The sequence below is a fragment of the Pseudomonas sp. UF-293 genome, from assembly GCF_058245595.1.
The window spans coordinates 48,680-72,998 of sequence record NZ_JBSICA010000011.1 but is presented as its reverse complement, the minus strand read 5'-3'; the positions used below and the strand labels follow the sequence as shown (position 1 = coordinate 72,998).

The 24,319-nt window shown below is 56.0% G+C and carries 22 protein-coding genes and 2 pseudogenes; 13 read left to right on the top strand and 11 right to left on the bottom strand.

The features are described from left to right. Positions 1–23 precede the first annotated feature (23 nt). Entirely contained in the window at positions 24–842 is an 819-nt protein-coding gene (locus tag AC4IHP_RS14410) for an alpha/beta fold hydrolase (protein ID WP_024013222.1), read from the bottom strand. 232 nt (positions 843–1,074) lie between these two features. On the opposite strand from AC4IHP_RS14410, the gene AC4IHP_RS14405 reads away from it, so the two are divergent. From AC4IHP_RS14405 to AC4IHP_RS14375, 7 genes and pseudogenes are all read left to right on the top strand, one after another. Then, a complete protein-coding gene (locus AC4IHP_RS14405; RefSeq protein WP_490831984.1) occupies positions 1,075–1,506 on the top strand; it encodes a hypothetical protein in 432 nt (143 codons plus the stop codon). A 627-nt stretch (positions 1,507–2,133) separates the two neighbouring features. After that, positions 2,134–2,490: pseudogene (locus tag AC4IHP_RS14400) on the top strand (transposase); the annotation flags it as partial. Positions 2,491–2,499: 9 nt separating this feature from the next. After that, positions 2,500–2,826: a hypothetical protein gene (locus AC4IHP_RS14395; RefSeq protein ID WP_490832052.1), complete on the top strand. Its 327-nt coding sequence runs from the start codon at positions 2,500–2,502 to the stop codon at positions 2,824–2,826. 439 nt (positions 2,827–3,265) lie between these two features. Next, positions 3,266–3,760: a hypothetical protein gene (locus AC4IHP_RS14390; RefSeq protein ID WP_490831983.1), complete on the top strand. Its 495-nt coding sequence runs from the start codon at positions 3,266–3,268 to the stop codon at positions 3,758–3,760. Between the two features lie 183 nt (positions 3,761–3,943). After that, positions 3,944–4,216, top strand: coding sequence for a deaminase domain-containing protein (locus tag AC4IHP_RS14385; protein ID WP_490831982.1), 273 nt, complete (start codon positions 3,944–3,946; stop codon positions 4,214–4,216). Positions 4,217–4,272: 56 nt separating this feature from the next. Beyond that, on the top strand, positions 4,273–4,638 hold the full coding sequence (locus AC4IHP_RS14380) for a hypothetical protein (protein ID WP_490831981.1): 366 nt from the start codon (positions 4,273–4,275) through the stop codon (positions 4,636–4,638). Between the two features lie 303 nt (positions 4,639–4,941). Next, positions 4,942–5,286: a hypothetical protein gene (locus tag AC4IHP_RS14375; RefSeq protein ID WP_490831980.1), complete on the top strand. Its 345-nt coding sequence runs from the start codon at positions 4,942–4,944 to the stop codon at positions 5,284–5,286. Between the two features lie 93 nt (positions 5,287–5,379). Here AC4IHP_RS14375 and AC4IHP_RS14370 read toward each other — a convergent pair whose 3' ends face one another. Continuing rightward, entirely contained in the window at positions 5,380–6,423 is a 1,044-nt protein-coding gene (locus AC4IHP_RS14370) for an LLM class flavin-dependent oxidoreductase (protein ID WP_490831979.1), read from the bottom strand. A 203-nt stretch (positions 6,424–6,626) separates the two neighbouring features. Between AC4IHP_RS14370 and AC4IHP_RS14365 the strand changes: the two are divergent. Both AC4IHP_RS14365 and AC4IHP_RS14360 read left to right on the top strand, forming a co-directional pair. Then, positions 6,627–7,667 (top strand): annotated as a pseudogene (locus AC4IHP_RS14365) (cache domain-containing protein); the annotation flags it as partial. Between the two features lie 138 nt (positions 7,668–7,805). Beyond that, positions 7,806–8,573, top strand: a complete 768-nt coding sequence (locus AC4IHP_RS14360) for a methyl-accepting chemotaxis protein (protein WP_490832049.1) — start codon at positions 7,806–7,808, stop codon at positions 8,571–8,573. 140 nt (positions 8,574–8,713) lie between these two features. Here AC4IHP_RS14360 and AC4IHP_RS14355 read toward each other — a convergent pair whose 3' ends face one another. After that, positions 8,714–9,199 carry a flavin reductase family protein gene (locus tag AC4IHP_RS14355; protein ID WP_016775037.1) on the bottom strand — a complete coding sequence of 162 codons (486 nt, stop codon included), beginning with the start codon at positions 9,197–9,199 and terminating at the stop codon, positions 8,714–8,716. Positions 9,200–9,522: 323 nt separating this feature from the next. Between AC4IHP_RS14355 and AC4IHP_RS14350 the strand changes: the two genes are divergently transcribed. Both AC4IHP_RS14350 and AC4IHP_RS14345 read left to right on the top strand, forming a co-directional pair. After that, the gene (locus AC4IHP_RS14350; RefSeq protein WP_016775036.1) at positions 9,523–10,929 is read left to right on the top strand and encodes a purine-cytosine permease family protein; all 1,407 of its coding nucleotides are present in this window, start codon (positions 9,523–9,525) and stop codon (positions 10,927–10,929) included. Between the two features lie 248 nt (positions 10,930–11,177). After that, positions 11,178–12,278: a polyamine ABC transporter substrate-binding protein gene (locus AC4IHP_RS14345; protein WP_434765844.1), complete on the top strand. Its 1,101-nt coding sequence runs from the start codon at positions 11,178–11,180 to the stop codon at positions 12,276–12,278. A gap of 124 nt (positions 12,279–12,402) precedes the next feature. On the opposite strand, the gene AC4IHP_RS14340 is transcribed toward AC4IHP_RS14345, so the two are convergent. The 3 genes from AC4IHP_RS14340 to AC4IHP_RS14330 form a co-directional block, all read right to left on the bottom strand. Further along, positions 12,403–13,377 (bottom strand): TerC family protein, encoded by a 975-nt coding sequence (locus tag AC4IHP_RS14340; RefSeq protein WP_490831978.1) that lies wholly within the window; start codon positions 13,375–13,377, stop codon positions 12,403–12,405. 513 nt (positions 13,378–13,890) lie between these two features. Continuing rightward, the gene (locus tag AC4IHP_RS14335) at positions 13,891–14,334 is read right to left on the bottom strand and encodes a hypothetical protein (RefSeq protein ID WP_490831977.1); all 444 of its coding nucleotides are present in this window, start codon (positions 14,332–14,334) and stop codon (positions 13,891–13,893) included. A gap of 228 nt (positions 14,335–14,562) precedes the next feature. Further along, positions 14,563–15,351, bottom strand: coding sequence for an AraC family transcriptional regulator (locus AC4IHP_RS14330; protein ID WP_490832048.1), 789 nt, complete (start codon positions 15,349–15,351; stop codon positions 14,563–14,565). An 82-nt stretch (positions 15,352–15,433) separates the two neighbouring features. On the opposite strand from AC4IHP_RS14330, the gene AC4IHP_RS14325 reads away from it, so the two are divergent. Further along, a complete protein-coding gene (locus tag AC4IHP_RS14325) occupies positions 15,434–16,432 on the top strand; it encodes a bile acid:sodium symporter family protein (RefSeq protein ID WP_039763080.1) in 999 nt (332 codons plus the stop codon). A 7-nt stretch (positions 16,433–16,439) separates the two neighbouring features. On the opposite strand, the gene AC4IHP_RS14320 is transcribed toward AC4IHP_RS14325, so the two are convergent. Further along, the gene (locus AC4IHP_RS14320) at positions 16,440–17,042 is read right to left on the bottom strand and encodes a LuxR C-terminal-related transcriptional regulator (protein ID WP_490831976.1); all 603 of its coding nucleotides are present in this window, start codon (positions 17,040–17,042) and stop codon (positions 16,440–16,442) included. A 113-nt stretch (positions 17,043–17,155) separates the two neighbouring features. Between AC4IHP_RS14320 and AC4IHP_RS14315 the strand changes: the two genes are divergently transcribed. Next, on the top strand, positions 17,156–18,784 hold the full coding sequence (locus tag AC4IHP_RS14315; protein ID WP_490831975.1) for an ATP-binding response regulator: 1,629 nt from the start codon (positions 17,156–17,158) through the stop codon (positions 18,782–18,784). Between the two features lie 49 nt (positions 18,785–18,833). On the opposite strand, the gene AC4IHP_RS14310 is transcribed toward AC4IHP_RS14315, so the two are convergent. The 4 genes from AC4IHP_RS14310 to AC4IHP_RS14295 form a co-directional block, all read right to left on the bottom strand. Next, positions 18,834–19,364, bottom strand: coding sequence for a phage infection protein (locus tag AC4IHP_RS14310; RefSeq protein WP_490831974.1), 531 nt, complete (start codon positions 19,362–19,364; stop codon positions 18,834–18,836). 589 nt (positions 19,365–19,953) lie between these two features. Then, on the bottom strand, positions 19,954–21,276 hold the full coding sequence (locus AC4IHP_RS14305) for a tetratricopeptide repeat protein (RefSeq protein WP_490831973.1): 1,323 nt from the start codon (positions 21,274–21,276) through the stop codon (positions 19,954–19,956). Between the two features lie 266 nt (positions 21,277–21,542). Continuing rightward, positions 21,543–22,715, bottom strand: coding sequence for a cystathionine gamma-synthase (locus AC4IHP_RS14300; protein WP_460119727.1), 1,173 nt, complete (start codon positions 22,713–22,715; stop codon positions 21,543–21,545). Next, on the bottom strand, positions 22,712–24,088 hold the full coding sequence (locus AC4IHP_RS14295) for a pyridoxal-phosphate dependent enzyme (protein WP_490831972.1): 1,377 nt from the start codon (positions 24,086–24,088) through the stop codon (positions 22,712–22,714). Before AC4IHP_RS14295 ends, AC4IHP_RS14300 begins: the two co-directional genes overlap by 4 nt. Positions 24,089–24,319: the final 231 nt, after the last annotated feature.

The window sequence follows — 24,319 nt, the reverse complement described above, 5'->3', positions numbered from 1 at the left end:
ACTACGGCTTTTGCCGGGCGGGTTTACCGATTGAGGAACGCCAGCAGATCCTCATTCAACGCCTGCGCGTGGGTCACGGCAAAACCGTGCGGCGCGCCGGCGTAAACCTTCAACTCGGCGCCTTTGATTTGCGCGGCGGCCTGCTTGCCGGTGGTTTCGAATGGCACGATCTGGTCGCCGTCGCCATGGATCACTAGGGTCGGCACGTCGATCTTGGCCATGTCCGGGCGGAAGTCGGTTTCCGAGAACGCGGTCACGCAGTCGACGGTGCCTTTGAGCGACGCCAGCAGCGCGATGTTCAGGGTCTGCGTAAGCACGCCGTCAGAGACTTTCTGGCCCTGATTGGTGCCATAGAACGGCGCGTTGAAGTCGGCGATGAACTGCGCGCGGTCCTTCAGCAGGCCGGCCTTGATGCCGTCGAACACCGATTTGTCGACGCCGTCGGCGAAGTCGGCTTTCTTGCCGAACAGCGGCGTGACCGCACCGAGCAATACCAGGCCGGCAACGCGCTCGCTGCCGTGGCGGGCGATGTAGCGGCTGACGTCGCCGCCACCCATGGAGAAGCCGACCAGAGTTACGTCGCGCAAGTCCAGATGGTTGATCAGGCCAGCGATGTCATCGGCGAAAGTGTCGTAGTCGTAGCCGGTCCACGGCTGATCCGAGCGGCCGAAACCACGGCGGTCGAAGGCGATGGTGCGATAGCCGCGACTGCTCAGGTATTCCATCTGGTATTCCCACATGTCGGCATCCAGCGGCCAGCCGTGGCTGAACAGCACGGGCTTGCCGCTGCCCCAGTCCTTGTAATAGATCTCGGTACCGTCTTGGGTCTTGAAGGTGCTCATGCAAACTCCTTGTGATCGTGTGTGGCAAGAATAGATGCCGAATGGGCAACGGCCACTATCCGCGCAAAACGCGCCGACCACTTGTACGCAGGTGCTGGTTTCACACCGATGAAAGCCCGTTAAGCGCCGATGAACGGTGCATACATAAGCGACATGCTACATGATCAGGTGCTGGGCACAGTATGAGCGGGGGAGTCCGGAATATCGTGCAAATTACCTGACGGAAGCCGACATGGTAGGGCTCAGTAACGAACTGACGTGGGCGGAGGCACAGCGACATAAAGGCCTGTTTGATTATACCTATTTTGATTCGCTATCAGATTTCACGACTCGAGATGGTCTTCCCGTTGCGACGGATGTTCTGAAAACCGGTTTGGGCCTTGGATCCACGGCTTCGGGAGCAACGCTTCGCGCGACAGCAGCAGGCTGCGTTTTTGGTGGTCCGATGGCGGTTTTTGGTGCGGGTAACACTTTTGAAGGGGGGTCAGGTTTATACAATCATTTCTGGGTTGATGAACCGTCTAGTTATAACCCGGTCAAGGATGCGTTTTACCAAATTCCGGGAGGATACGGACCTGCCGTGTACAGTGGAGCTGACTTAGTGTTTTCTGCAGGAGCAGGGTTCGTAAAGCTTCCGTTGAAAGTCATAGCGTCAGATGGCTGAAGTCAACATCTTTATTCGGTGTGACGGTAAGGCAGTTCGATAATAATAAATTTATACCGCTCACAGGTATCGGTCTGCCTTATGGTTCGGCACTGGGTGTGTACATAGGTGGAGTGGGCGGAAAAGTGTTTGACTTTTATAAGGAGGTGGGTGGTGCGAAATAAAAATATTATTCTAAGGGGGATTATTTTCTTAAGCGTGATCGGATTCGTTTGGTCCGCGTTTCTTCTGGTATCGCTGCTTGTAGTTTTTTTGCTTATGGCAGTTTTGTATCTGTTTTTTGAACCGGATTTCAATATGGTATTCAAGTGGTTCGGGCTGCCTCTCTCAGTTCTTTTGTCAGTGCGTTGGATCTATAAGAACTTTTATAAAGTTAAAGGCTATGTGGAGGGGTGAATGTGTTTTTCTCTTTTTTCAGGGGACACCAAAGGGGGCATAGGATAAAGGGGATTAATGTGGACAGACCACGTTAAGGATAAATGGGGACAGACCACGTTAAAAATCACTCCCAAAACGTTGTCAGTCTCCGTTTAATGTAGTTGACTGAAATAGTACGTAAAAAATTGCCGTCATTTGAGCCTTGCGGCGCGCTAAGCTTTCAGTTCGACCAATTGAAAGGATTCATCGATGCCGCGTAGATCCCGAGTTTTGATACCAGGCATACCACTACACTTGATTCAGCGAGGGAACAATAAATCTGGCTGTTTTTTTAACGAGCAAGACTACCTCTTTTATCTGAAGCTTTTAGCTGAGCAGGCCTCTAAAAATTATTGTGATATTCATGCGTGGTGCTTAATGACTAATCACGTTCATTTGTTAGTTAGTTCGCATAACGCCCACAGCGCAAGGTTGCTCATGAAAGGTGTTGGTCAGAGATACACCCAATATATAAATCGCACGTATAGTCGCAGCGGGAGTTTGTGGGAAGGTCGGTATCGTTCATGCCTTGTTGAGAGTGAACGATATTTGTTGTGCTGTTATCGATACATTGAAATGAATCCCGTCAGAGCGAAAATGGTCAATCATCCGGCAGAATATCGCTGGTCAAGTTACCGTGTTAACGCACAATCAGAACGATCACAAATTATTACTCCTCATGCTCAGTATCTGGCACTTGGAGGGCAGGATGGGCGGGCGGCCAACGCTTACCGCGAACTGTTCAAAAATGACTTAGAGTCAGAATTGGTTGACCAGATTCGTGACGCGACCAATGGAAATAATATTTTTGGCGGTAAGAAGTTTGCTGTTGATGTCGAGGCAATGATCGGTCGTCGCGTGCAGCAAGGGAGGCCGGGACGGCCAGCAAAATCGACCATCTAGTTAAAACGTGGCCTGTCGCCATTTTTACAGATACGATATCCAAGCCCGCTAGATTGAGAGGTGTCCGTGGCTATTTATATAGAGATGGACAAGGTTATAGAGACTGAAGATTATGTTGAGTATACGTTTGGTCGGGGCGACGATGTAGGTCTGATATGGCTAGATAAAATAAAGGAAACTATAAGCGTCATAAAGGAGTGCCCGTTGGATGTAAGCGGAAAATGGTCCGATAGAGCCGGCATGAAGCTCGCTCGGCTCTTTGTAAGAGGCGAGTTTCCCGAGAAAACCCATTGGGCTTCTTGAGAGGGGATAGATAGGAGATCGGATAAATGTGGACATCCCCTGAGGGATGCTCACAAATCCACTCCAGGTTCTGCGCCTGATGACGTACCTCATCACGCAGAGCTTTCGCCAGACTTTTCCGATTGGAGGCTAAACGATGAATCATGAGCAGCAGGATCTGATTATAGATTTGGTGTCAAAAAAAATTTCCAAGGAAAGATTGGTTGAGATATTTTTTGGGGGCGAAATTCCTGATGAATATCTCCGTCGTGAGTTGGAAGTTGCTCTCGAAACTAAAGATTCTGATAATGTTGAATGCCTGCTGATATTCGGTTCTGTTTTTGGATTTGCACAGGATTGTGTCGATATTTTGTGCCGTCTGTTAATTCAGGATTGGCACACAAGTCATGAAAATATCGCTAGGGAATTAAAGGTGTTTAAATACCCCGGCGCGGTTGATTATTTATTTAAAGCAGCACTAGCTCGCCATCAGTACATTGCTTCCGATTACGCGCTTGGAGTTAAGTGTATTTACGCGCTATATGAAATAGGGGCGGACGATGCACGGGGAAAACTGCAGTTGTTGATGGAGGTTGACGTTCCTGAAATGTCAGAACTTGCAGTGCGATTGCTAAGCTCCATGAAAAAGTAAGGTGTAGGTTAGAAGTCACTAGTTGCTGAAGCCGGATCTTTTGATTTATTTGTCCAACTCAACGGCTCCGGAAGTTCGTACAGGCCTTATAAACGCCCTTCGAGAAATACGCAGGGAGCTTCCTGTGCAGGGCAACGCTGCATTTGCAGAAATAAAGATTGACTCGCGCTATCTGCCGAGCCCATGGTGTTCAAGGCATACAGTAAATACAATGATCGTGAAGGATCCTATTTGCCGAAACCGCCAGGTGATGTGGATACATGGGTCTTGAAGCCAAAGGTCGCATCGAGAAAATATGTAAATTCACCTGAAGGGTACATGCGAGATATGGATACGGAATTCAAGATTCTTGAAACAGTGGCGCAACGGCTCGGTGATAACAAGGGTGCAGTTGGGAGAATAGACTTGATCTCCGAGAAGGCTGTCTGCCCTGGCTGTACCGATGTGATCACTTAGTTCCGTGACCGCTATCCAAAGATTCAATTGAATTTATTTACGGTGGAAAATTGAATATGCGAGTCGATAGTATGTTTAATCAGGCCAGGGCTATGGTTGCAGGGAACTATAGTTACGCGATTGATGAGCTTGGTTTTCGTCCGGAACAAGCGTTTGCGTATACTCAGGACGAATTGGAGCGTCTTATGCGAAAGGATGCTCCTGGCGCCAACGCAGTTCTTCAGACTGCTATTTACATGGAAGGCATTCGTCGAGGGCTAAGGCTGTCAAAGGAAAGTCAATACGCGATTGATATGTTGGAGGTTTTGGCAGATACGTACGATAAGTGCAGCGTTGAGAGTCTTATAGAAATCGGTGTTGATGATAAAGAATTAGAAATTATCCGGTCTGATATGAACACTGTTAGAGAAGTGTTTTTGTGATTGAAATTATAAGGCCGGGTTTTAACTGCTTTTTGAAGGGTGAATGGGAATAGACCACGTTTAATTCAATTAACTGAAACGCCGGTAGCTTTCATGCCTTGTTGGGAGCATTTTTTAGGAACTATTCCTTTTTATAAAATTTGACATTAGCGAAGTGTCGGAGTGGTGAGAGGTATGTCGGATAAATATTTAGATGAAGTTGTGCGCATTCTGATGAATGCTGCCGGTAATAAGGTGTGAATCAAATTCAGGGCAGGTTGTCGGCTGCAATATCTGGAGCTTAAAGCACACGAGGATCAACCATTGAGCAATGTTGAAGCACTGAATGCCTTTTTGCGTGAATACGTTTTTGTGGAAAGTCTTCACCTGGATTCCGAAGATGGACTTACCGGTTACAACCTGTTGATGACGCTGGCGAAGTCTTCGGATTCTGGAGCAGCGACTATCGCGGTCATATTTTTTAACGTGGGCGGTCTGAACGTGCGGGGATTTGGTGGTGGCCTGACACAGTTCATGGATCTTTGCGTGTCGAGGGTTGAAGGCGGACTGGATCGTATCCGGTATGAGCTGGTTGATGAGGAAGAAGAAAAAATAGCCTTAAACTTCCATTCCTTCAAAGTGCTCAGCGAGAATGTCAGCGGCGAATAGGCTGCGAAAGCCAGGTTGCACGAGTTGGTGCCTGTTTACAAAAAAACGCCCCGTCTGAAGCGGGGCGTTTTTTTGGTTTAACCTGCGAAACCTTTAGCGAAACGCCGGCACCACATGCTTGATAAACAACTCCAGCGATTTCTTCTTCTCTTCATGCGGCAAGCTGTTGTCACACCAGAAACTAAACTCATCCACCCCCAGTTCCTGGTAGTACTTGATCCGCGGAATGATTTCTTCCGGCGTACCAATCATCGCCGTCTTGTGCAGGCTCTCCAGTTCAAACTCAGGACGCCCGGCAAACTTCTCTTCAGGACTCGGCGCGAGGAAGCCATTGACCGGCGTTTCCTTGTTGCCAAACCACGCATCGAACGTGCGATAGAAACGTGAGATGGCTTTCGCGCCGACCTTCCAGCCGTCCGGGTTATCAGCGCTGTGTACGTGGGTGTGACGCAGCACCATCAATTGCGGGCGTGGCACGTCTGGGTTGTTGTCCAGTGCGGTCTGGAATTTATTCTTCAGGTCGAGGACTTCTTCGTCGCCTTTCATCAATGGCGTGACCATGACGTTGCAGCCGTTGGCGACGGCGAAGTTGTGCGAGTCGGGGTCGCGGGCGGCGATCCACATCGGCGGGTTGGGCTTCTGGATCGGCTTCGGCACGCTGGTGGAGGTAGGGAATTTCCAGATGTCGCCGTCGTGGGCGTAGTCGCCTTGCCACAGGGCACGGACCACCGGGACCATTTCGCGCAGGGCCTGGCCACCGCTGGAGGCTGGCATGCCGCCGGCCATGCGATCGAATTCAACTTGATAGGCGCCGCGCGCGAGGCCGACTTCCATGCGGCCGTTGCTGATGACGTCGAGCAGGGCGCATTCGCCGGCGACGCGCAGCGGGTGCCAGAACGGCGCGATGATGGTGCCGGCGCCGAGGTGGATGGTCGTGGTTTTCGCTGCGAGGTAGGCCAGCAGCGGCATCGGGCTTGGGGAGATGGTGTATTCCATGGCGTGGTGTTCGCCGATCCACACGGTGCTGAAACCGCCGGCCTCGGCCATCAGGGTCAGTTCGGTCAGGTCTTCGAACAGTTGGCGGTGGCTGACGCTTTCGTCCCAGCGTTCCATGTGTACGAACAGGGAAAATTTCATGACGCTACCTCGAGTCTTTTGTAATTGGCCGGTCGTGTGCGGGCCTGTCGAACTGACGTGAACGCGTTGCGCTCGCGAGTCTTCTCACCATTCAAGCACGCCTTCGAGGACGGCTGTTCGGTTGATTGAATATTGGTATACCATAATACGGAATATCCGCAAAATATTTCTGACCGACACTTCGAACAAGGAAGGCGCAAGCAATGAACATAAAACAAAAACTGACTCTGGCGTTTGCGGTAATCGCCAGCCTGCCGGTGTTACTGGTGGCAGCGCTGATCATCCTCAATGTCCGCGAGGGCGCGCGCGACACCTTTACCGATAGCACCGGGCGCGAGGTGCGTCAGGTGGAAAACGCGATGCAGCTGTTCTTCGAGGGCATCAGCCAGAACGTTGCCTATCTGGCCGAGCATCCGCAACTGCAGAGCATCGACACCAGCCTCAAGCGCTACCTGAGCAGCGACGCCGCGCAAGTGCCGATGGGGCCGCAGGATCAACAGCTGTTCAAGCTGTTCGACGGTCTGGCCAAGGCGCACCCGGCCTATACCTATCTCTCTGTTGGTACGGAGCAGGGCGGTTACCTGTTCTGGCCGGGCGATGCGAAGTTGGCGAACTACGATCCGCGCACCCGGCCCTGGTACAAAACCGCGATGGCCAATCCCGGCAAAACCCTGCGCACCGAGGCCTATTACTGGGCGGCGGATGACGTGGTGCTGGTGAGCACCGTACGCAGCTTCAACAACCAGTTGGGCAGCAATGCCGGCGTGGTCAACATCGATGTGTCGCTCAAGCAGTTGACCGACCTGGTCAAGCAGATCCGCCTCGGCGAGAGCGGTTATCTGATGCTGATGGAAGCCAACAACACCGTGCTGGTCGACCCGAGCGATCCGGCGCACAACTTCAAGAAACTCAGTGATCTCGGCGACGGTTATCAGCAACTGGCCGAGGCGGGCAAAGGCCTGGTGGAGGTGCAATTGGCCGGCGAGGATTACATGGCGCTGGTCTGGCCGTCGCAGGCGTTGGGCTGGCGGTTTGTCGGCTTGGTCAAGGCGAGCGAAGTGATGGCGGGGGCGACGCGTTTGACCTGGCTGATCGGCGCTATCGCTGTGGTTTGCGCACTGTTGTTTGCAATGGCCGGCGCGTGGTTTGCCGGACTGATGGTCAAGCCGATTCGTGGCGTCGCCAGCGGACTCGAAGGTATTGCCCAGGGCGAGGGCGATCTGACTGCGCGACTGGAAGTACGTGGGCAGGATGAAACCGCGCAACTGGCCGGCTGGTTCAACCAGTTTCTTGAAGCGATTCGCACACTGATTCAACGCATCGGCCAAGCAGCGGGGCAGATTCACAGCAGCTCCGGCAGCGCCACTGAAGTCTCGGCGGAAATGGCCGACGTCGCTTCGCGTCAGCGCGAGGCGGTGGACATGGTTTCTACGGCGTTTCACGAAATGGTCGCCACGTCCAACGAGGTCGCGCGTTCGTGCAGTCAAGCGGCCGACTCGGCAGACAACGGTCAGCGTCAGGCACACACCGGGCAGCTGCAGATCGATGCGGCGGTGAGCAACGTCGGGCGCTTGAGCCAGGAGATCGGCCACAGTGCCGAGTCGATGCAGCAACTGGAACAGGACAGCAACGACATCCAGTCCATTCTCGGCACCATCCGCTCGATTGCCGAACAGACCAATCTGCTCGCGCTCAACGCCGCCATCGAAGCCGCGCGCGCCGGTGAACAGGGCAGGGGCTTTGCCGTGGTCGCCGATGAAGTCCGGGCGCTGGCCAAGCGTACTTCCGACTCCACCGGTGAGATTGACGCATTGCTCGGCAATCTGGCGCGGCGCACCCATCAGATGGGCAAGCAGATGCACGCCAGCCTTGAGGTCTCGCAGGAAACCGTGGTGTCGATCAACGAGGCGCGGGCGAGTTTTGAATTGATTCGTGAATCGGTCGACGTGATCCGCGACATGAACACGCAGATCGCCACCGCGGCGGAGGAACAGCATCAAGTGGCGGAGGACATCAATCGGCACATCAGCCAGATTCATGGCGATGCGCAGTTGGTGGCGAGCCTGGCGGATTCGACTCGGCAGGATGCGCAGAACCTGACGGCGTTGTCGCAGACGTTGAATCAGCTGGTGAGCCGGTTTCGGACCTGACACGGTCGCCCAGGCAACACCAAAACCTGTGGGAGCGAGCCTGCTCGCGAAGGCGTCGGGTCAGTCAAAAATGTAACAACTGACCCATCGCTTTCGCGAGCAGGCTCGCTCCCACATGGGAAATCCGAGATCTGGTGAAATCACGCCACAACCGGCAACGCACCCATCTTGCCGTGGCAATACACCAGCGGTCCGGCGACTTGCTCGGGGACGATCAGGTTCTTCACCGCGCCGACCATGATCGCGTGGTCGCCACCTTCGTATTCACGCCACAACTCGCACTCGATCACCGCCGTCGCATTGGCGAGGATCGGGTTGCCCAGTTCGCTCAACGTCCACTCGATGCCCTGCGCCTTGTCCTTGCCTTTGCGCGCGAAGGCATAGGCCTCGCTTTGCTGCACGCTGGACAACAGGTGAATCGCAAAGCGTTTGTTCTTGATCAGCACTGGGTAAGAGTCGGAGCTGTAATTGGGGCAGAACAGCACGAGCGCCGGGTCCATCGACAGTGAGCTGAACGCGCTGGCGGTCAGGCCGACAATCTGGCCGTCGTCGTCCAGCGTGGTGATGACGGTGACGCCGGACGGGAACGAGCCCATGACTTGTTTGTAAATGGCAGCATCGATCATTGGGTGGTCCTCGGGTGGTGTGACGCGGTTTTTATGGTTAGTAGGTCTGATGGTATACCGTAATACATATCTTGCAAGAGCTTTTCTGGTGAACCGATAAACGTGCCACTTTCGTCGGAAACTCAATGTTTACGGGGCGTTCAGCTAGCCGGTCAGGGGTGGGATCAGCGAGGATAGCGGATCAGACAGCGACAGAATCAGCGGATCAGGCTTGTGCAAAGTTTGGAATACCATAATATGGTCTGCATCTGAGGGGCGACCCAAAAGTCCTCCCGGTTTGGCTTCATACAAAGATAAAAACAGACAAACTCGAGTTCATGCATATGTCCCAGATGTCCCGGCAAGATCCGTTGATCGAGAATCATACGGTCGATTACGTCCCACTCGCGGAACGCCACGGGAAGGCCCGCGATCTGTTCACTCTTTGGTTCAGCACCAACATTGCGCCACTGCCCATCGTCACCGGCGCCATGGTGGTCCAGGTGTTCCATCTGAATCTGTTCTGGGGGCTGCTGGCGATTGCGCTGGGGCACATGATCGGCGGCGTGGTGATTGCGCTGGCCTCGGCCCAAGGCCCGCGCATGGGCATTCCGCAAATGGTCCAGAGTCGCGGTCAGTTCGGCCGCTATGGCGCGCTGCTGATCGTGTTCTTCGCAGCGCTCATCTACATCGGTTTCTTCATTTCCAACATCGTGCTTGCCGGCAAATCCATCGTCGGCATTGCGCCGTCAGTGCCGGCACCGCTGAGCATTCTGATCGGCGCGCTGGCCGCGACCGCGATCGGTGTGATCGGATACAACTTCATCCACACCCTCAACCGCATCGGTACCTGGGTGATGGGCGGCGCATTGCTCGCCGGGTTCATCTACATCTTCGCCCATGACTTGCCGGCAGATTTCCTGACGCGTGGCAGTTTCAACCTCTCTGGCTGGCTGGCGACGGTGTCGCTGGGGATCATCTGGCAGATCAGCTTCTCGCCGTACGTCTCCGACTATTCGCGTTATCTGCCAGCAGACATCGGTATCGCCAAACCCTTCTGGGCGACGTATCTGGGCGCGACGCTGGGTACGATTCTGTCGTTCAGTTTTGGCGCAGTCGCCGTACTGGCGACGCCGGAAGGCACTGAAGCGATGGCAGCGGTCAAGCAGTCCACCGGCTGGCTGGGGCCGATTCTGATGGTGCTGTTTCTGCTCAACATCATCAGCCATAACGCGCTGAATCTGTATGGCGCGGTGTTGTCGATCATCACCTCGATTCAGACCTTTGCCAGCCAGTGGACGCCGAGTATCAAGGTGCGCGTGGTGTTATCAAGCGTGATCCTGGCAGGTTGCTGTGTGGTCGCCCTCGGTGCTTCGGCGGATTTCATTTCTGAGTTCATCGGACTGATTCTGGCGCTGTTGCTGGTGCTGGTGCCGTGGGCGTCGATCAACCTGATCGACTTCTACCTGATCAAGCGCGGCAACTACGACATCGCCTCGATCTTCCGCGCTGACGGCGGCATCTACGGGCGCTTCAACCTGCACGCGATCATTGCCTATTTCATCGGCATCATCGTGCAGCTGCCGTTTGCCAACACCTCGCTGTATGTCGGGCCGTACGCCAATCTGGTGGAAGGTGCCGACCTGTCGTGGCTGGTTGGCCTCGTGGTCACCGTGCCGCTGTATTACTGCCTCGCAACCCGTGGGCAGGCGCAGCAGAGCAGGGCGGCCAGACTCGGCTATACCGACTGATCGAAACGGCAACACAGCGATGCCCGGCCCAGCGCCGGGCATTTTGTTTGCGTATCTCGGCGGTCAAGCAAATTGGCCATATCGATCCCCTTTTGGCCTGCCGCCTACTGTCATCGCGCTACGCTGTCAGCAAGAATCGAAACCCTAACAACAGGCTCGACCTTTTTTGCCCTTGGCTATCGTTACAGCCACTGCCGTGTACAGAACATAAAAACCATCGATCTCACGTCGCATTCGGGGAAACAACCATGGTCACGATCAAACGCATTCTGGGCGCCACTGTGTGTGGCCTGACGCTGCTGGCCAGCGCCGTCCAGGCCGAGCAGCGCGAACTGCGGGTGTACAACTGGGCGGATTACATTCTGCCGTCAGTGCCCAAGGACTTCGCCGAGCAAAGCAAGATCAAAGTGACCTGGGATACCTTCGACACCAACGAATCCCTGGAAGCCAAACTGCTCACCGGCAACTCCGGTTACGACCTGGTGGTGCCGTCCAATCAGTTCATCGAAACCCAGATCAAGGCCGGCGTGTTTCAGAAGCTCGACAAGTCGAAACTGCCGAACTGGCAGCACCAGGATCCGGCCCTGCTCAAATTGCTCGACGCCAACGACCCCGGCAACCAGTACGGCGTGCCGTACATGTATGGCACCGTGCTGATCGGCTTCAACCCGGCGAAGGTCAAGGCTGCCCTGGGCGACAACGCGCCGGTGGACAGTTGGGATCTGGTGTTCAAGCCCGAGAACATGGAAAAGCTCAAGTCCTGCGGCGTGGCGATGCTCGATTCGCCGTCGGAAATTCTGCCGCTGGCCCTGCATTACCTCGGCCTCGATCCGAACAGCCAGAACCCGGCGGACTATGAAAAGGCCAAGGCCTTGATGATGAAAATCCGCCCGTACGTGACCTACTTCAACTCGGCCAAGTACATGACCGACATCGCCAACGGCGACATCTGCGTGGCGATCGGTTATTCCGGCAGCTTCTACCAGTTCGGCAATCGCGCCAAAGAAGCGGGCAACGGTGTGGTGGTCGACTGGCGTTTGCCGAAGGAGGGCGCGCCGATCTGGTTCGACACCTTCGCCATTCCGAAGAGCGCTAAGAACGTCGCCGAGGCCCACGAATTCCTCAACCACTTGCTCGACCCGAAAGTGATCGCCCCGATCAGTGATTTCCTCGGGTATCCAAATGCCAACAAGGACTCGATGCCGCTGGTCAACAAGGACATCACCGACAACCCCAACCTGACCCCGACCAGCGAAGCGCTGAAAACTTTGTATGTGGTGCAGCCGCTGCCGCAGAAAATGGAACGGGTGCGCACGCGGGTGTGGACCAGTATCAAGTCCGATAAATAAGAGCACCGCACTTCAAATGTGGGAGCGAGCCTGCTCGCGAAAGCGGGGTGTCATTCAAATCAGATGGTGAATGATCCGGCCTATTCGCGAGCAGGCTCGCTCCCACAGGTAGGGTTGTGTGTTGTCATTCGGTGCTGCGTTCTGCCTCGCGGCTGGTCGCCAGACTCAACAGCACCGACCCAAGAATCACCGTCCCGACGATTGCCAGCGACCATTCCACCGGCATGTGGAACCACGGCATCAGCACCATCTTGCCGCCGATGAACACCAGCACGATCGCCAGCCCGTATTTGAGCAGGTGAAAGCGGTCAGCCATGTCCGCCAGCAGGAAGTACAGCGCGCGCAGGCCCATGATTGCGAAGATGTTCGAGGTGAAGACAATGAACGGGTCGGTGGTGACGGCGAAGATCGCCGGGATGCTGTCGACCGCGAACATCAAGTCGCTGGCCTCGATCAGCACCAGCACCAGGAACATCGGTGTTGCCCAGCGCACGCCGTTCTGCAGGATGAAAAACTTCTCGCCGTGAAAGCCACTGGTGATGCGCATATGCCCGCGCACCCAGCGCAGCAACGGGTTTTTGTCCAAGTCCGGTTGATGATCAGCGAACACCAACATTTTGATCCCGGTGATGATCAGGAATACCCCGAAGGCATAGAGCAGCCATTCGAACTGCGACACCAGCCACACACCGGCGAAAATCATTATTGCGCGCATGACAATCGCGCCGAGCACGCCGTACAGCAGCACCCGCCGCTGCAGTTCGGGCGGCACGGCGAAGTAGCTGAAGATCATCACGAAGACGAACATATTGTCGATCGACAGCGACTGCTCGATCAGATAGCCGGTGAGAAATTCCAAGGTTTTCTGCCGGGCGATTTCACTGCCGAATTCGCCGTGCAGATACCACCAGAGCAGCCCGGCAAAACTAAGCGCCAACAGGCACCAGGCAACCACCCAGGCCGATGCTTCCCGCACCGACACCCGGTGCGCCTTGCGCCCACCGAAGACAAACAGGTCCAGGGCCAGCATGGCCAGAACGAAGACGATGAAGGCGCCCCACATCCAGGGTTCGCCGATATTGATGTTCGTGGCAGGCATGGCACGCTCCCGGTCTTTTGCAGCTTTATCACCGATCCCGACTCCGACACAGAAACCTGTGGGAGCGGGCTTGCTCGCGAAAGCGGTACAACAGCGAAGTTGAAGTTGACTGACAGATTGCCTTCGCGAGCAAGCCCGCTCCCACAGGGATTACCGTTGGCCGGGCGTTATGTTCATGGTTTGATCAACGTCAGACGGGGCCATGCTAGCGACGGATTTGGGGCAAAGAAAAATCGTTTATTTCTGAGTGACAGTTCGGCAAAAACGAAGTGTCGACAATAGGATTACCCCGGCGTATCGCCACATTCTTACGGTGGCGGCATCAGATCGAACTGCGGGGCCTGGCTGGTGGAGGGCGACCTGCGCCAGATTTGGAAAAACGAACAAAGGACGATTTAAAGTCACTGAAAAAGGACGAACCAGACTGGCGAGCCGTAAAAAACATCAATTTCTCGCTATAAGTCGCCGGTCTGATTCTGGTTCGCATGTTGCGCAAGCTGATTGCGCATTAAATCAACTGATAGCAGTGGGCTTGACGTGAATTCTTCCTTTAACGGTATGTTCATTACCTTCATGTTTTATGATGAAGGCAAAGTCTGCATCGACGATATCTTCGGTTTGCTTGACAGATACTTTACCGCTGATTGCGCTTTTAATTTCCGAGGTAAGTGCAAGTGAGGCGCGGGCACCGTTGGGATGTGCTTTCCCGATTTCATATTCAGTCTTGGTCTTTGGTGAATTCAGAGGAAGCACGATAGAAAGGAATTTAGCTCCTGACATGGCTCTACCGATAATGCTGAAGCTGTGAGGGGAAAGGGACTGACAAATATATTCTGTGGCGCTGAACTCTTTTTCCCCAAAAAGCGGGGGCGAGATATCAGCTTTGAATATCCAGTCGCCAATAGGCTCCGCTTTGTTTTCGGCGAAGTTCTCCTTCAAATGCTCGAAGTCGGTCATGATTTGCTCCTGATGTAATTAGTTAGCGCTGTTGAAGTAGCGGGCGGATGGAATAATTCCACCCGCATGTTTAACATTGCGCGGTCATCAAAGGTTGGGCAACTGTCAGATATGACAGTTGGTTATGCATCTGGGTTGTGCTAGTAGCCAGTTATAGAAAACCTGGACTCATGCAGTACCCTGGAACCGCGATGTGTAGCGAGGCTGGCGAATATGATTCGTCCAGTTCTATCGAAAAAACTCCCCCGGCGTCTCACCAAACTGCTGCCGAAACGCCGCAATAAATGCCGAAGTCGAGTCGTATCCGCAGGCCAGCGCAACGTCAGTCACACGCTCACCTTTCTCCAACGGCGTCAGTGCTCCAAGCAGACGCAGGCGTTGGCGCCAGGCGCGGAAGGTCAGGCCGGTGTCGCGCAGAAACAGGCGCGTCAGAGTCTTTTCGGTGACACCGAATTTTTCGCTCCAGTGGCTCAGGGTGGTCTGCTGTTCCGGGTGTTGCTCAAGGCTCTGATAGATCTGCTTCAGGCGCGGGTCTTGCGGGAGCGGCAGCATCAAGTCGATGGTCGGCGCGTCGGCCAATTGATCAAGGATCACCTGGGCCAAGCGTCCGTCAGGGCCGCTTTCGTCGTATTCCACTGGCACCTGACTGAAGGCGCGAATCAACTCCCTGAGCAAATCGCTGACGCCGAGCACATGGCAATGCTCAGCCGCCCAACCGGTGACGCTGCTGTCGATATAAAGACTGCGCATTTCCGTATGCGGTGCGCTGAATACCCGGTGCGGCACCCCCGCCGGAATCCACACCGCACGTTCCGGCGGCGCGACAAAACGGCCGGCGCTGGTCTGCACTTCGAGCACGCCTTGAATCGCATAGGACAACTGCACCCACGGATGGCTATGACGGCGGGTGAGGGCGCGATTGGGCAGCGATTCGGTGCGTCCGTACACGGGGCGCGGCAGGTTGGGCAGCCCGGGAACACTGCGACGGACGCTCTTGGCATGTCCTTTAGGCGGCATCTTGTGGCTCTTCGGCGTTAGTCGGTAATTGCCAGCCACGTTAGAGTCGTTGGCACGCACTGGCAACCCCCGGATGAATCTCATGACGCGCCCACGTTTTTTACCCGATAACTTCACCCTGACGTTGATTGCTGTGGTTGTGCTGGCGAGTTTTCTGCCTGCCAGCGGTCAGGTCGCTGTCGGCTTCGGCTGGCTGACCAATATCGCCATCGCCCTGCTGTTTTTCCTGCACGGCGCCAAGCTGTCGCGAGAATCGATCATCGCCGGCGCCGGCCATTGGCGCCTGCATCTGCTGGTGTTCGGCCTGACCTTCGTGCTGTTTCCCATACTCGGCCTGGCGCTGAAGCCGTTGTTGTCACCGCTGATCGGCGATCAGCTGTACATGGGCATGCTCTATCTGTGCGCATTACCGGCCACGGTGCAGTCGGCGATCGCGTTCACTTCGTTGGCGCGGGGCAATATTCCGGCGGCGATCTGCAGTGCGGCGGCGTCCAGTCTGTTCGGGATTTTCCTTACGCCGCTGCTGGTGACGCTGCTGCTCAACGTCCACGGCGACGGCGGCTCGACCCTCGATGCGATCGTGAAAATCAGCGTGCAATTGCTGCTGCCGTTCATTGCCGGGCAGATCGCGCGACGCTGGATCGGCGCGTGGGTAGGGCGCAACAAGAACTGGCTGAAATTCGTTGATCAGGGTTCGATTCTGCTGGTGGTTTACGGCGCGTTCAGCGAGGCGGTCAACGAAGGCATCTGGCAGCAGATTCCGTTGTTCGAGTTGCTCGGTCTGGTGGTGGTTTGCTGCATCCTGCTGGCGCTGGTTTTACTGGCCTCGACCTTTTTGGGCAAAGCCTTCGGCTTCAATCAGGAAGACCGCATCACCATTCTGTTCTGCGGCTCGAAAAAGAGCCTGGCCACGGGTGTGCCGATGGCGCAGGTGTTGTTTGCCGGCAGCACCATCGGCGTGCTGATTCTGCCGCTGATGCTGTTCCACCAGATTCAGCTGATGGTCTGCGCGGTGTTGGCCCAGCGCTATGCCAAACGGCCGGAGTCGGTGCCTGATCTGATGGCGCAGGTTGACCCTTAAAAACGCTTCACAGCCGCGAATACTTCACCGCCGCTGCCGCTCGCGTCGGCACATCCAGCGTGCGCAGCAACGAAGACACATGGATGCGTACCGTGAACGGCGAAATATCCAGTTCACGGGCGATTTCCTTGTTGGTCTTGCCTTGCGCGATCAAACGCAGCACGTCCTGCTGACGCGGCGTCAGCGTCGTCGCGGTTTCCAGCGGCAACAAGCCGGACGGCGCCGACTTAACCAGTACTTCACCTTCACGGATCGCCAGAATCGCCTGGCCGATTTCATCCGGCGCAATGTTTTTACCAATGAAACCGTCAATGCCCGCCGCCATGACTTCACTGATCAGCGCCTGATCGTCGACCATCGACACCACGATCAGCGTGGTGCGCGGCAATCGGTTGCGCAAGTCGGCGAGCTGGGCGATGCAGGTCAGCCCGGGAAAACGCAGATCGAGCATCAGCGTGTCCGGCTCGTTACCCGGCGCCAACAGCCTGAGCACAGCGTCGAAGTCGCCGGCCTCGCAGGTATCCGCATCGGGCAGCAAGCGCTGCACGGTGCGCAGCATCGCCTCGCGAAACAGCGGGTGATCGTCGGCTATGATGATCCGGCACGTCATGACGCGACCCTCCCTGGGTCAGGCGTGATTCAAGGCCTGCACCTTAGCACTGGACGCGAAGGTTGCCTGTAGGCTGCTTCCGAAACTGCAATCGCTGCACAAGGACGTTTGCCATGAAGTTCGAGAAAAACACCGAACTCGACCAGGCCAATCTGCGCATCATCATCGCCGCCATCGCGGTGATTTACATGGTCGTACTGGTCTTTCTGCCGGGCCATCGCTTGGCGACCTACCTGCCGGTGATTACCTACATCAGCCTGTTCCTGCTGGCGTCGATCGTGTTTCGCCAAGCCATTGCGCGTGGGCCGGGGCATTATCGAGCGCGGCGGATTTTTGCCATGGTCCACGATTACACCGGTACCTGTTTTGGTCTGGTGATTGGCGGCGAGGCAGCGTTGCCGCTGTATGCGGTGATGGTCTGGGTCAATCTCGGCAACGGCATGCGTTACGGCTCGCGCTATCTGGCGATCGCCACCGGCCTGGCATTGGTGGCGCTGCTGGTGGTCTATCGCCTGACGCCGTATTGGCAGGCGCAGCCGTTCATGGTGTTGATGCTGTTGATTACCAGCACGGTCATTCCGTTCTACGCGCACTTGCTGTTGGAGCGCACGCGCAAGGCATCTGAAGAGGCGGTGGCGGCGAATCTGGAGAAGTCGCGGTTTCTGGCGCAAGCCAGTCATGATTTGCGTCAACCGATTCACTCCATCGGACTGTTTACCGCGTGTCTGCGGGAGTCGCGTTTGGGCGATGACGAGCGGCGGCTGGTCGACAATATCGACCGCTCACTGCTCAACGTTTCGCAACTGTTCCGCTCGATTCTCGACCTCTACACCCTCGATAACGGCCGGGTGGAAGCGAAAATGCAAACGCTCAACCTCGGTGAATGGCTCGCGGACATCGTCCGCCAACATCAGGAAGCGGCACGTTGGGCGGGCGTCGAGTTGCGTATGCGACCGTGCAACTACTGGATCAGAACCGACCCGGCACTGCTGGCGACCATGGTGCAGAACGTGCTCTCCAACTGCTTCAAATACGGTGCGCAGCGGCCGGTGCTGATTGGTGTGCGTAAACGCGGGGCAGGGCTGGCCATTGTTGTTTATGACCGCGGCAATGGTATTGCCCAAGAGCACCTGCACAAGGTTTTCGAGGAGTTTTATCGGGTGCGGCAGGTACGTGACAAAGATGTCGAGGGTGTCGGGCTGGGCCTGTCGATCATCAAGCGCCTGGGTGAACTGATCGTTGTGCAAGTTGCTCTGCGTTCACGGTTGGGGCGCGGCACAGCTGTGACCCTTGCAGGGTTGCCAATCGTAGCGGCACCGCAGTCACTGGTCGTTCGCGGCGAAGCGCGGCAGGTGGGATTGTTGACGGGGTTAAAAGTCTGTCTGGTCGAGGATGATCGCAATGTGTTGCTCGCGACTTCGGCGTTGCTCGCACGTTGGGGCTGTGTTGTGCAGGCCGAGTGGTCGGCCGCAGGCCTGGTTACTGACTGCGACATCATTGTCGCCGATTATGACCTCGGCACCCATGCCACCGGCATCGAATGCATCGATGACGTGCGCAGGCAGCGCGGCTGGGCAGTGCCGGCGATGATCATCACCGGGCACGACGTCGACAGGATTCAGGCAGCCTTGCATGATCGGCAGATCGCGATTCTGTCGAAACCTGTGCGTCCGGCCGAGTTACGCGCGACGCTGCGTGCCCTGCGTGATCGACGAGGCGAGGCGGTCGAGGAGACGCTGTAGAGGCTGATGTAAACGGGCGGCTCAGCAACCCGCCCGTTACATCGGGGCGTTATTGCGGGCTATTGAACTGGTCGGAATAGCTGCCGGTCATCAGCGCTGATGCCACGCGATCAGAACCGACTCCGACTCGAGAATAGGCCACACGGTTGACGCCGGTGCGGTCGGCGCCATCCGCCGCCAAAGCCCCAGCCCCGACCTTATCGGCGCCATCGGAAGCCACCGCGCCGGCGCCGACATGATCGGCGCCGTCAGATGCCACTGCGCCGGCCCCGACCTTATCGGCACCATCGGAAGCCACCGCGCCGGCGCCGACCTTATCGGCGCCATCGGAAGCCAATGCTCCGGCGCCGACATGATCGGCGCCGTCAGATGCCACTGCGCTGGCCCCGACCTTATCGGCACCATCGGAAGCCACCGCGCCAGCGCCGACATGATCGGCGCCGTCAGATGCCACCTCGCCAGCACCGACATGATCGGCTCCATCAGAAGCCACTGCCTGCGGTTGCGCCGCCCAGACATTGGGCACCACAACGCTGGCCGCTACCGCAAGAAGCACGCCTGACAACAACTTGTATTTCATGGTTCTCTCCACGACCCGGCAGCCATACAGCGATCATTCGTGCGCTGTACATCTTAAGACGCCACGACTCATTGGCTTGGGTTTACCTGGTTGGCGAAAGGCACGGGCACACCGAGTGGCGTGCGGGTGTCGAGATAATTTTGATCGAGCCGATTGAGTATAGGATCGGCCTCGGGAACTGCCACGGCGGGGAGATCGACGGACAAAAAAAAGACGAAGCCCGCATCGCGCGGGCTTCGTTGTGTGGAGCTGTTTACATTCTTGCCAGTGCCTGAGCCAGATCGGCGCCCAGGTCTTCAACGTCCTCAAACCCAACTGACAACCGCACTGATCAGAGCCTACAGCCACGACGTAGTTGAGCAAATCGCCAATCAACCACAGGCGTTCGACTCACTGGCTCGGCTCAAGCTAATTGGTGAGTGCAGGCCGAAGGCCGGAAACGTTTGGGATTGAAGCCCGAAAGGGTGAAACGGGTTGGCGGTTGGGCCTGGTTCAACGCGCAGCGCGAATGCCCGGCCCGCAGGGTGCGTCAGATGGCAGCATTTGCAGTAAGCCATCACTGGACGAGGTGACAATTACAACGATGGTCTCAGTGACTCGACGCGCGAGGCTTGCCACCTGTTTCCGATCCCGCTGGCTGCTGAGGTTGAACGCGTTCAAGCCCATGCGTGGCCTTCCATTTCTCGGCAAAGGCTTTGCCTTGCTCGATTTGTTCAGGTGACATTTTGTTTGAATAGTTTTCTAATCTTTCTCGATCATACTCTTTATCAGACTCGTCATTTTCTAAGCCTGCTAAAAAGAACATAAGGCCATAAGCCTTCACCATATCAAATGGAAAGCCATAGTAATTTGGATTACTTGCATACTCTCGAGCAAGCAAACCGATGCCATTGCGGTCACCCGCCTTCGCAGACTCCTCTAGCCAATACCGGGAAATTGATAGGTCTCCGTTATCTTCATAAATGGAGGCTGCATAGGCAATCATTGCTTTTGGATAGCCATTTTCAGCCGCTCGCTTATACCACTTGTTGATTTCCTTGCGGCGCTGCCCAAACCACCAAAAAAATCCATCACCAGCTGAATAACTCTCTGCAAGCTGATATTGTGCGAATGAGTACCCTCCCTCTGCTGATTTAATCAGCATATTAAAGTCAGAATTGCCTACGTATAACAAATAGGCAGCTTCCATGTCACCGGAAGAAATTTTTTCTCGCGCAATCTTCTCAAATTCTGATTTCCACTCGCGCTGAGTTTTATCTCCCTTCGGGCAGTTCTCAACGATCGTGCATAATTTATCTCCATCATCAAGAGCCAGACGAAGTAGGGAGTTAAAATTTCCTTGATTAGCAGAATGTACTAGCCATTCGCGCGTATCTTCCACCCTGTGGTTTTTTGCATAACGAAGCTCATCCTGTAGATGAAACCACTCTCCTAAAACACCCGACTTGGCTACCCAATCATTTAGTTCGCCTAGTTGTTGCAAATCATTTGAGGCAAATTTCTCCATTAAAGTTTTTCTGTACTCTTGATCCCATTCACCTCGGCTTTTTTCCCCTTTGGGACAAAATGAAGCAATAACACACAGCTTGACGTTGTGAGACAACTGATATAGCGAGAATAAATTGCCTTGATTAGCAGAAGCCACGAACCACTTTACAGATTCTTTCGAGTCTAGGGCTTTATTAAGTTCCAGTTGGCGAAGTTGTTGCGCCAAATAAAATTGTGCTTCTGCATCGCCAGCCTCAGCGGCAATGCGCAATTCACGCTCTGCATTTTTCTCTTGTTTATATAATGAAATGCCGCGTTCCTTGGCTGCCTGCTGCTCCTGTGAAAGCACTGCCGATGCGGTGACTGAGTTAAATAGAAAAAGTAAACTTAAAATCGATTTGATTAGATTTTTATAATGATTCATTTTCTTCCCTGTGTAATTAACAAGCGAGCGCCGTATTCCATATGCTGTTTGACACCAAGATGCGAAATGAGGTGGGCGAATGTTGCGACACTTGTGTTGTCGAGTTTGCGCAGCAGCACGGAGCTCTTCATTCGGCAGACTTGATGTCATTTTCAAAAAGACTTGTATGACAATAAAAACGACAGATCGAAAGGCCACAGGGGGTTTTCCCCGCGTGGCGAGGGTATTTATCCCCGTTGGGCTGCGATGCAGCCCTCTTCAAAGAGTCACATCTTAGCCAAAGCCTGCGCCAAATCTTCCCGCAGATCCTCAACATCCTCAACCCCCACCGACAACCGCACCAGCCCATCGCCAATCCCCAGCTTCGCGCGGGTTTCCGGCGGAATGGTCGCGTGGGTCATGATCGCCGGGTGCTCGATCAGGCTTTCCACACCGCCCAGACTTTCCGCCAGTGCAAAGATCTTCACGTTCTCCAAAAACCGCCGCGCACCGGCCAGGTCGCTGTTCAAGTCGACAGAAATCATCCCGCCAAAACCACGCATCTGCCGCTTGGCCAGTTCGTGCTGCGGGTGCGAGGTCAGGCCAGGATAGTAGACGCGCTTGACCTGCGGCTGCTGTTCCAGCCACTGCGCCAAGTCCAGGGCGTTGCTGCAATGACGCTCCATGCGCAGCGCCAGGGTTTTCACTCCGCGCAGAGTCAGGAACGCATCGAACGGCCCGGAAATCGCGCCGACCGCGTTCTGCAGGAAACCGAGCTTTTGCGCCAACTCGGCGTTCTGCCCGACCACCGCAATGCCACCGATCACATCGGAATGGCCGTTGAGGTATTTGGTGGTCGAGTGCAGGACGATGTCGAAACCCAATTCCAGTGGGCGCTGGATGTAGGGGCTGGCGAAGGTGTTGTCGGCCACGCAGATGATCCCGCGCGCGCGGCAGATGCGCGCGATGGCGGCCAGATCCGACAGGCTCAGCAGCGGGTTGGTCGGGGTCTCGACCATGACCATGCGCGTGTCGTCCTGCAGCGACGCTTCGAACGCCGACAGGTCGGCGAGGTCGACGAAGCTGAAACGGTGCCCGGCACTGCGCTGGCGGACCTTGTCGAACAGGCGGAACGTGCCGCCGTACAAGTCATTGCCGGAAACGATGTGCGAGCCGGCGTCGAGCAGTTCCAGCACCGTGGAAATCGCCGCCAGCCCTGAGGCGAAGGCGAAGGCGCGAGTGCCGCCCTCAAGATCCGCTACGCAGCGTTCCAGGGCAAAGCGCGTCGGATTGTGCGAGCGACCGTAGTCGAAACCCTTGTGCACGCCGGGGCTGTCTTGCAGGTAGGTGGAGTTGGCATAGATCGGCGGCATCAGCGCACCGGTGGTCGGGTCCGGCTGCTGCCCGGCGTGGATCACTCGGGTGGCGAAGCCTTGGGATTTATCGTCATGCTGACTCATGCAAGGGATCTCCGTAATTGGTTGAGCATGTCGGTGCGGGTGATCAGGCCATGGAAGCCGGACGCGTCAGCGATGATCGCGACGAGGCCACGGCTGAGCACCGCTTCCAGTTCGGCCAGGGTCGCAGCCGGGGCGAGCGTTTGCAGTTTGTCGGTCATCACGCTGGACACCGACTGGCTGAAGCGCGCGGCGTCTTCGTGCACGCCGAGGAGGATGTCGGACTCGTCGATCACGCCCACCAGTTGCTTGCCTTCGACCAGCACCGGCAATTGCGAAACATCTGCCAGACGCATGCGCTGGAATGCAGTGAGCAGAGTGTCGCCCGGGCCGACGCTGATCACCCGGCCGTCCTCGAAACGCCGTGCGATCAAGTCACGCAGATCGCCATAGCCCTTGCGTTGCAACAAGCCCTGATCGGTCATCCACTGATCGTTGTAAACCTTCGACAGGTAGCGCGTGCCAGTGTCGCAGACAAAACTGACCACGCGTTTCGGCTCGGTCTGTTCGCGGCAATAACGCAGCGCGGCAGCGAACAAAGTGCCGGTCGATGAGCCGCCGAGAATGCCTTCGGCCTTGAGCAACTGGCGGGCGTGATCGAAGCTTTCTTCGTCGCTGATCGAGTAGGCGTGACGCACGCTGGACAGGTCGGTAATCGATGGAATGAAGTCTTCGCCAATGCCCTCGACCGCCCACGAACCGGGCGTCGGCAAGGTGCCGTCGCGGCTGTATTGCGCCATTACCGAGCCGACCGGATCGGCGAGGACCATTTCCAGATTTGGCTGCACACGTTTGAAGAAGCGACTGAGCCCGGTCAGCGTGCCAGCCGAACCGACGCCAACGACGATGGCGTCCAGATCATGTTCGGTCTGCGCCCAGATCTCCGGCGCAGTGCTGCATTCGTGGGCCAGCGGATTGGCGGGATTATTGAACTGGTCGGCGAAAAACGCCCCGGGAATGTCCTTGGCCAAACGCGCCGCGACGTCCTGGTAATACTCGGGATGGCCCTTGCCGACGTCGGAGCGGGTGATGTGCACTTCGGCGCCCATGGCCTTCAAGTGCAGGACTTTCTCGGTGGACATCTTGTCCGGCACCACCAGCACCACGCGATAGCCTTTGGCCCGGCCGACCAGCGCCAGACCCAGACCGGTGTTGCCGGCAGTGGCCTCGACGATCGTGCCGCCCGGTTGCAGGCGGCCGTCACGTTCTGCGGCGTCAATCATCGCCAGGCCGATACGGTCCTTGATCGAGCCGCCGGGGTTCTGCGATTCGAGTTTGAGAAACAGCGTGCAGGGTCCGGTATCAAAGCGGGTGACCTGCACCAGCGGAGTATTGCCTATCAGCCCAAGCACGGCAGGGCGTGATTCCTTCGACATTTCTTCACCTCATTATGGTGTTGATCGCGTTCCGATCGCGGGGAAAAGACTCGCGTGCAACTTAGGCGCAGGCCTCTTCCCTCGCAACCTTTAATCTTTGAGAAATCCAGCCATTTGGATCTAACGATAGAACGAAATCGGCCAGCTGCCGGAACAGTTCGAACGTGTTTACAGCAAGGCGTCATCGAGTATTCAAAGGGCGTCTTCGCCGCGACAAAAGCTTGATTTGTG

Coding starts and splice junctions, on each gene's coding strand:
- AC4IHP_RS14410 (WP_024013222.1), bottom strand. CDS start 842: ATGAGCACCTTCAAGACCCAAGACGGTACCGAGATCTATTACAAGGAC.
- AC4IHP_RS14405 (WP_490831984.1), top strand. CDS start 1,075: ATGGTAGGGCTCAGTAACGAACTGACGTGGGCGGAGGCACAGCGACAT.
- AC4IHP_RS14395 (WP_490832052.1), top strand. CDS start 2,500: ATGAATCCCGTCAGAGCGAAAATGGTCAATCATCCGGCAGAATATCGC.
- AC4IHP_RS14390 (WP_490831983.1), top strand. CDS start 3,266: ATGAATCATGAGCAGCAGGATCTGATTATAGATTTGGTGTCAAAAAAA.
- AC4IHP_RS14385 (WP_490831982.1), top strand. CDS start 3,944: ATGGTGTTCAAGGCATACAGTAAATACAATGATCGTGAAGGATCCTAT.
- AC4IHP_RS14380 (WP_490831981.1), top strand. CDS start 4,273: ATGCGAGTCGATAGTATGTTTAATCAGGCCAGGGCTATGGTTGCAGGG.
- AC4IHP_RS14370 (WP_490831979.1), bottom strand. CDS start 6,423: ATGAAATTTTCCCTGTTCGTACACATGGAACGCTGGGACGAAAGCGTC.
- AC4IHP_RS14360 (WP_490832049.1), top strand. CDS start 7,806: ATGGCCGACGTCGCTTCGCGTCAGCGCGAGGCGGTGGACATGGTTTCT.
- AC4IHP_RS14355 (WP_016775037.1), bottom strand. CDS start 9,199: ATGATCGATGCTGCCATTTACAAACAAGTCATGGGCTCGTTCCCGTCC.
- AC4IHP_RS14350 (WP_016775036.1), top strand. CDS start 9,523: ATGTCCCAGATGTCCCGGCAAGATCCGTTGATCGAGAATCATACGGTC.
- AC4IHP_RS14345 (WP_434765844.1), top strand. CDS start 11,178: ATGGTCACGATCAAACGCATTCTGGGCGCCACTGTGTGTGGCCTGACG.
- AC4IHP_RS14340 (WP_490831978.1), bottom strand. CDS start 13,377: ATGCCTGCCACGAACATCAATATCGGCGAACCCTGGATGTGGGGCGCC.
- AC4IHP_RS14335 (WP_490831977.1), bottom strand. CDS start 14,334: ATGACCGACTTCGAGCATTTGAAGGAGAACTTCGCCGAAAACAAAGCG.
- AC4IHP_RS14330 (WP_490832048.1), bottom strand. CDS start 15,351: ATGCCGCCTAAAGGACATGCCAAGAGCGTCCGTCGCAGTGTTCCCGGG.
- AC4IHP_RS14325 (WP_039763080.1), top strand. CDS start 15,434: ATGACGCGCCCACGTTTTTTACCCGATAACTTCACCCTGACGTTGATT.
- AC4IHP_RS14320 (WP_490831976.1), bottom strand. CDS start 17,042: ATGACGTGCCGGATCATCATAGCCGACGATCACCCGCTGTTTCGCGAG.
- AC4IHP_RS14315 (WP_490831975.1), top strand. CDS start 17,156: ATGAAGTTCGAGAAAAACACCGAACTCGACCAGGCCAATCTGCGCATC.
- AC4IHP_RS14310 (WP_490831974.1), bottom strand. CDS start 19,364: ATGAAATACAAGTTGTTGTCAGGCGTGCTTCTTGCGGTAGCGGCCAGC.
- AC4IHP_RS14305 (WP_490831973.1), bottom strand. CDS start 21,276: ATGAATCATTATAAAAATCTAATCAAATCGATTTTAAGTTTACTTTTT.
- AC4IHP_RS14300 (WP_460119727.1), bottom strand. CDS start 22,715: ATGAGTCAGCATGACGATAAATCCCAAGGCTTCGCCACCCGAGTGATC.
- AC4IHP_RS14295 (WP_490831972.1), bottom strand. CDS start 24,088: ATGTCGAAGGAATCACGCCCTGCCGTGCTTGGGCTGATAGGCAATACT.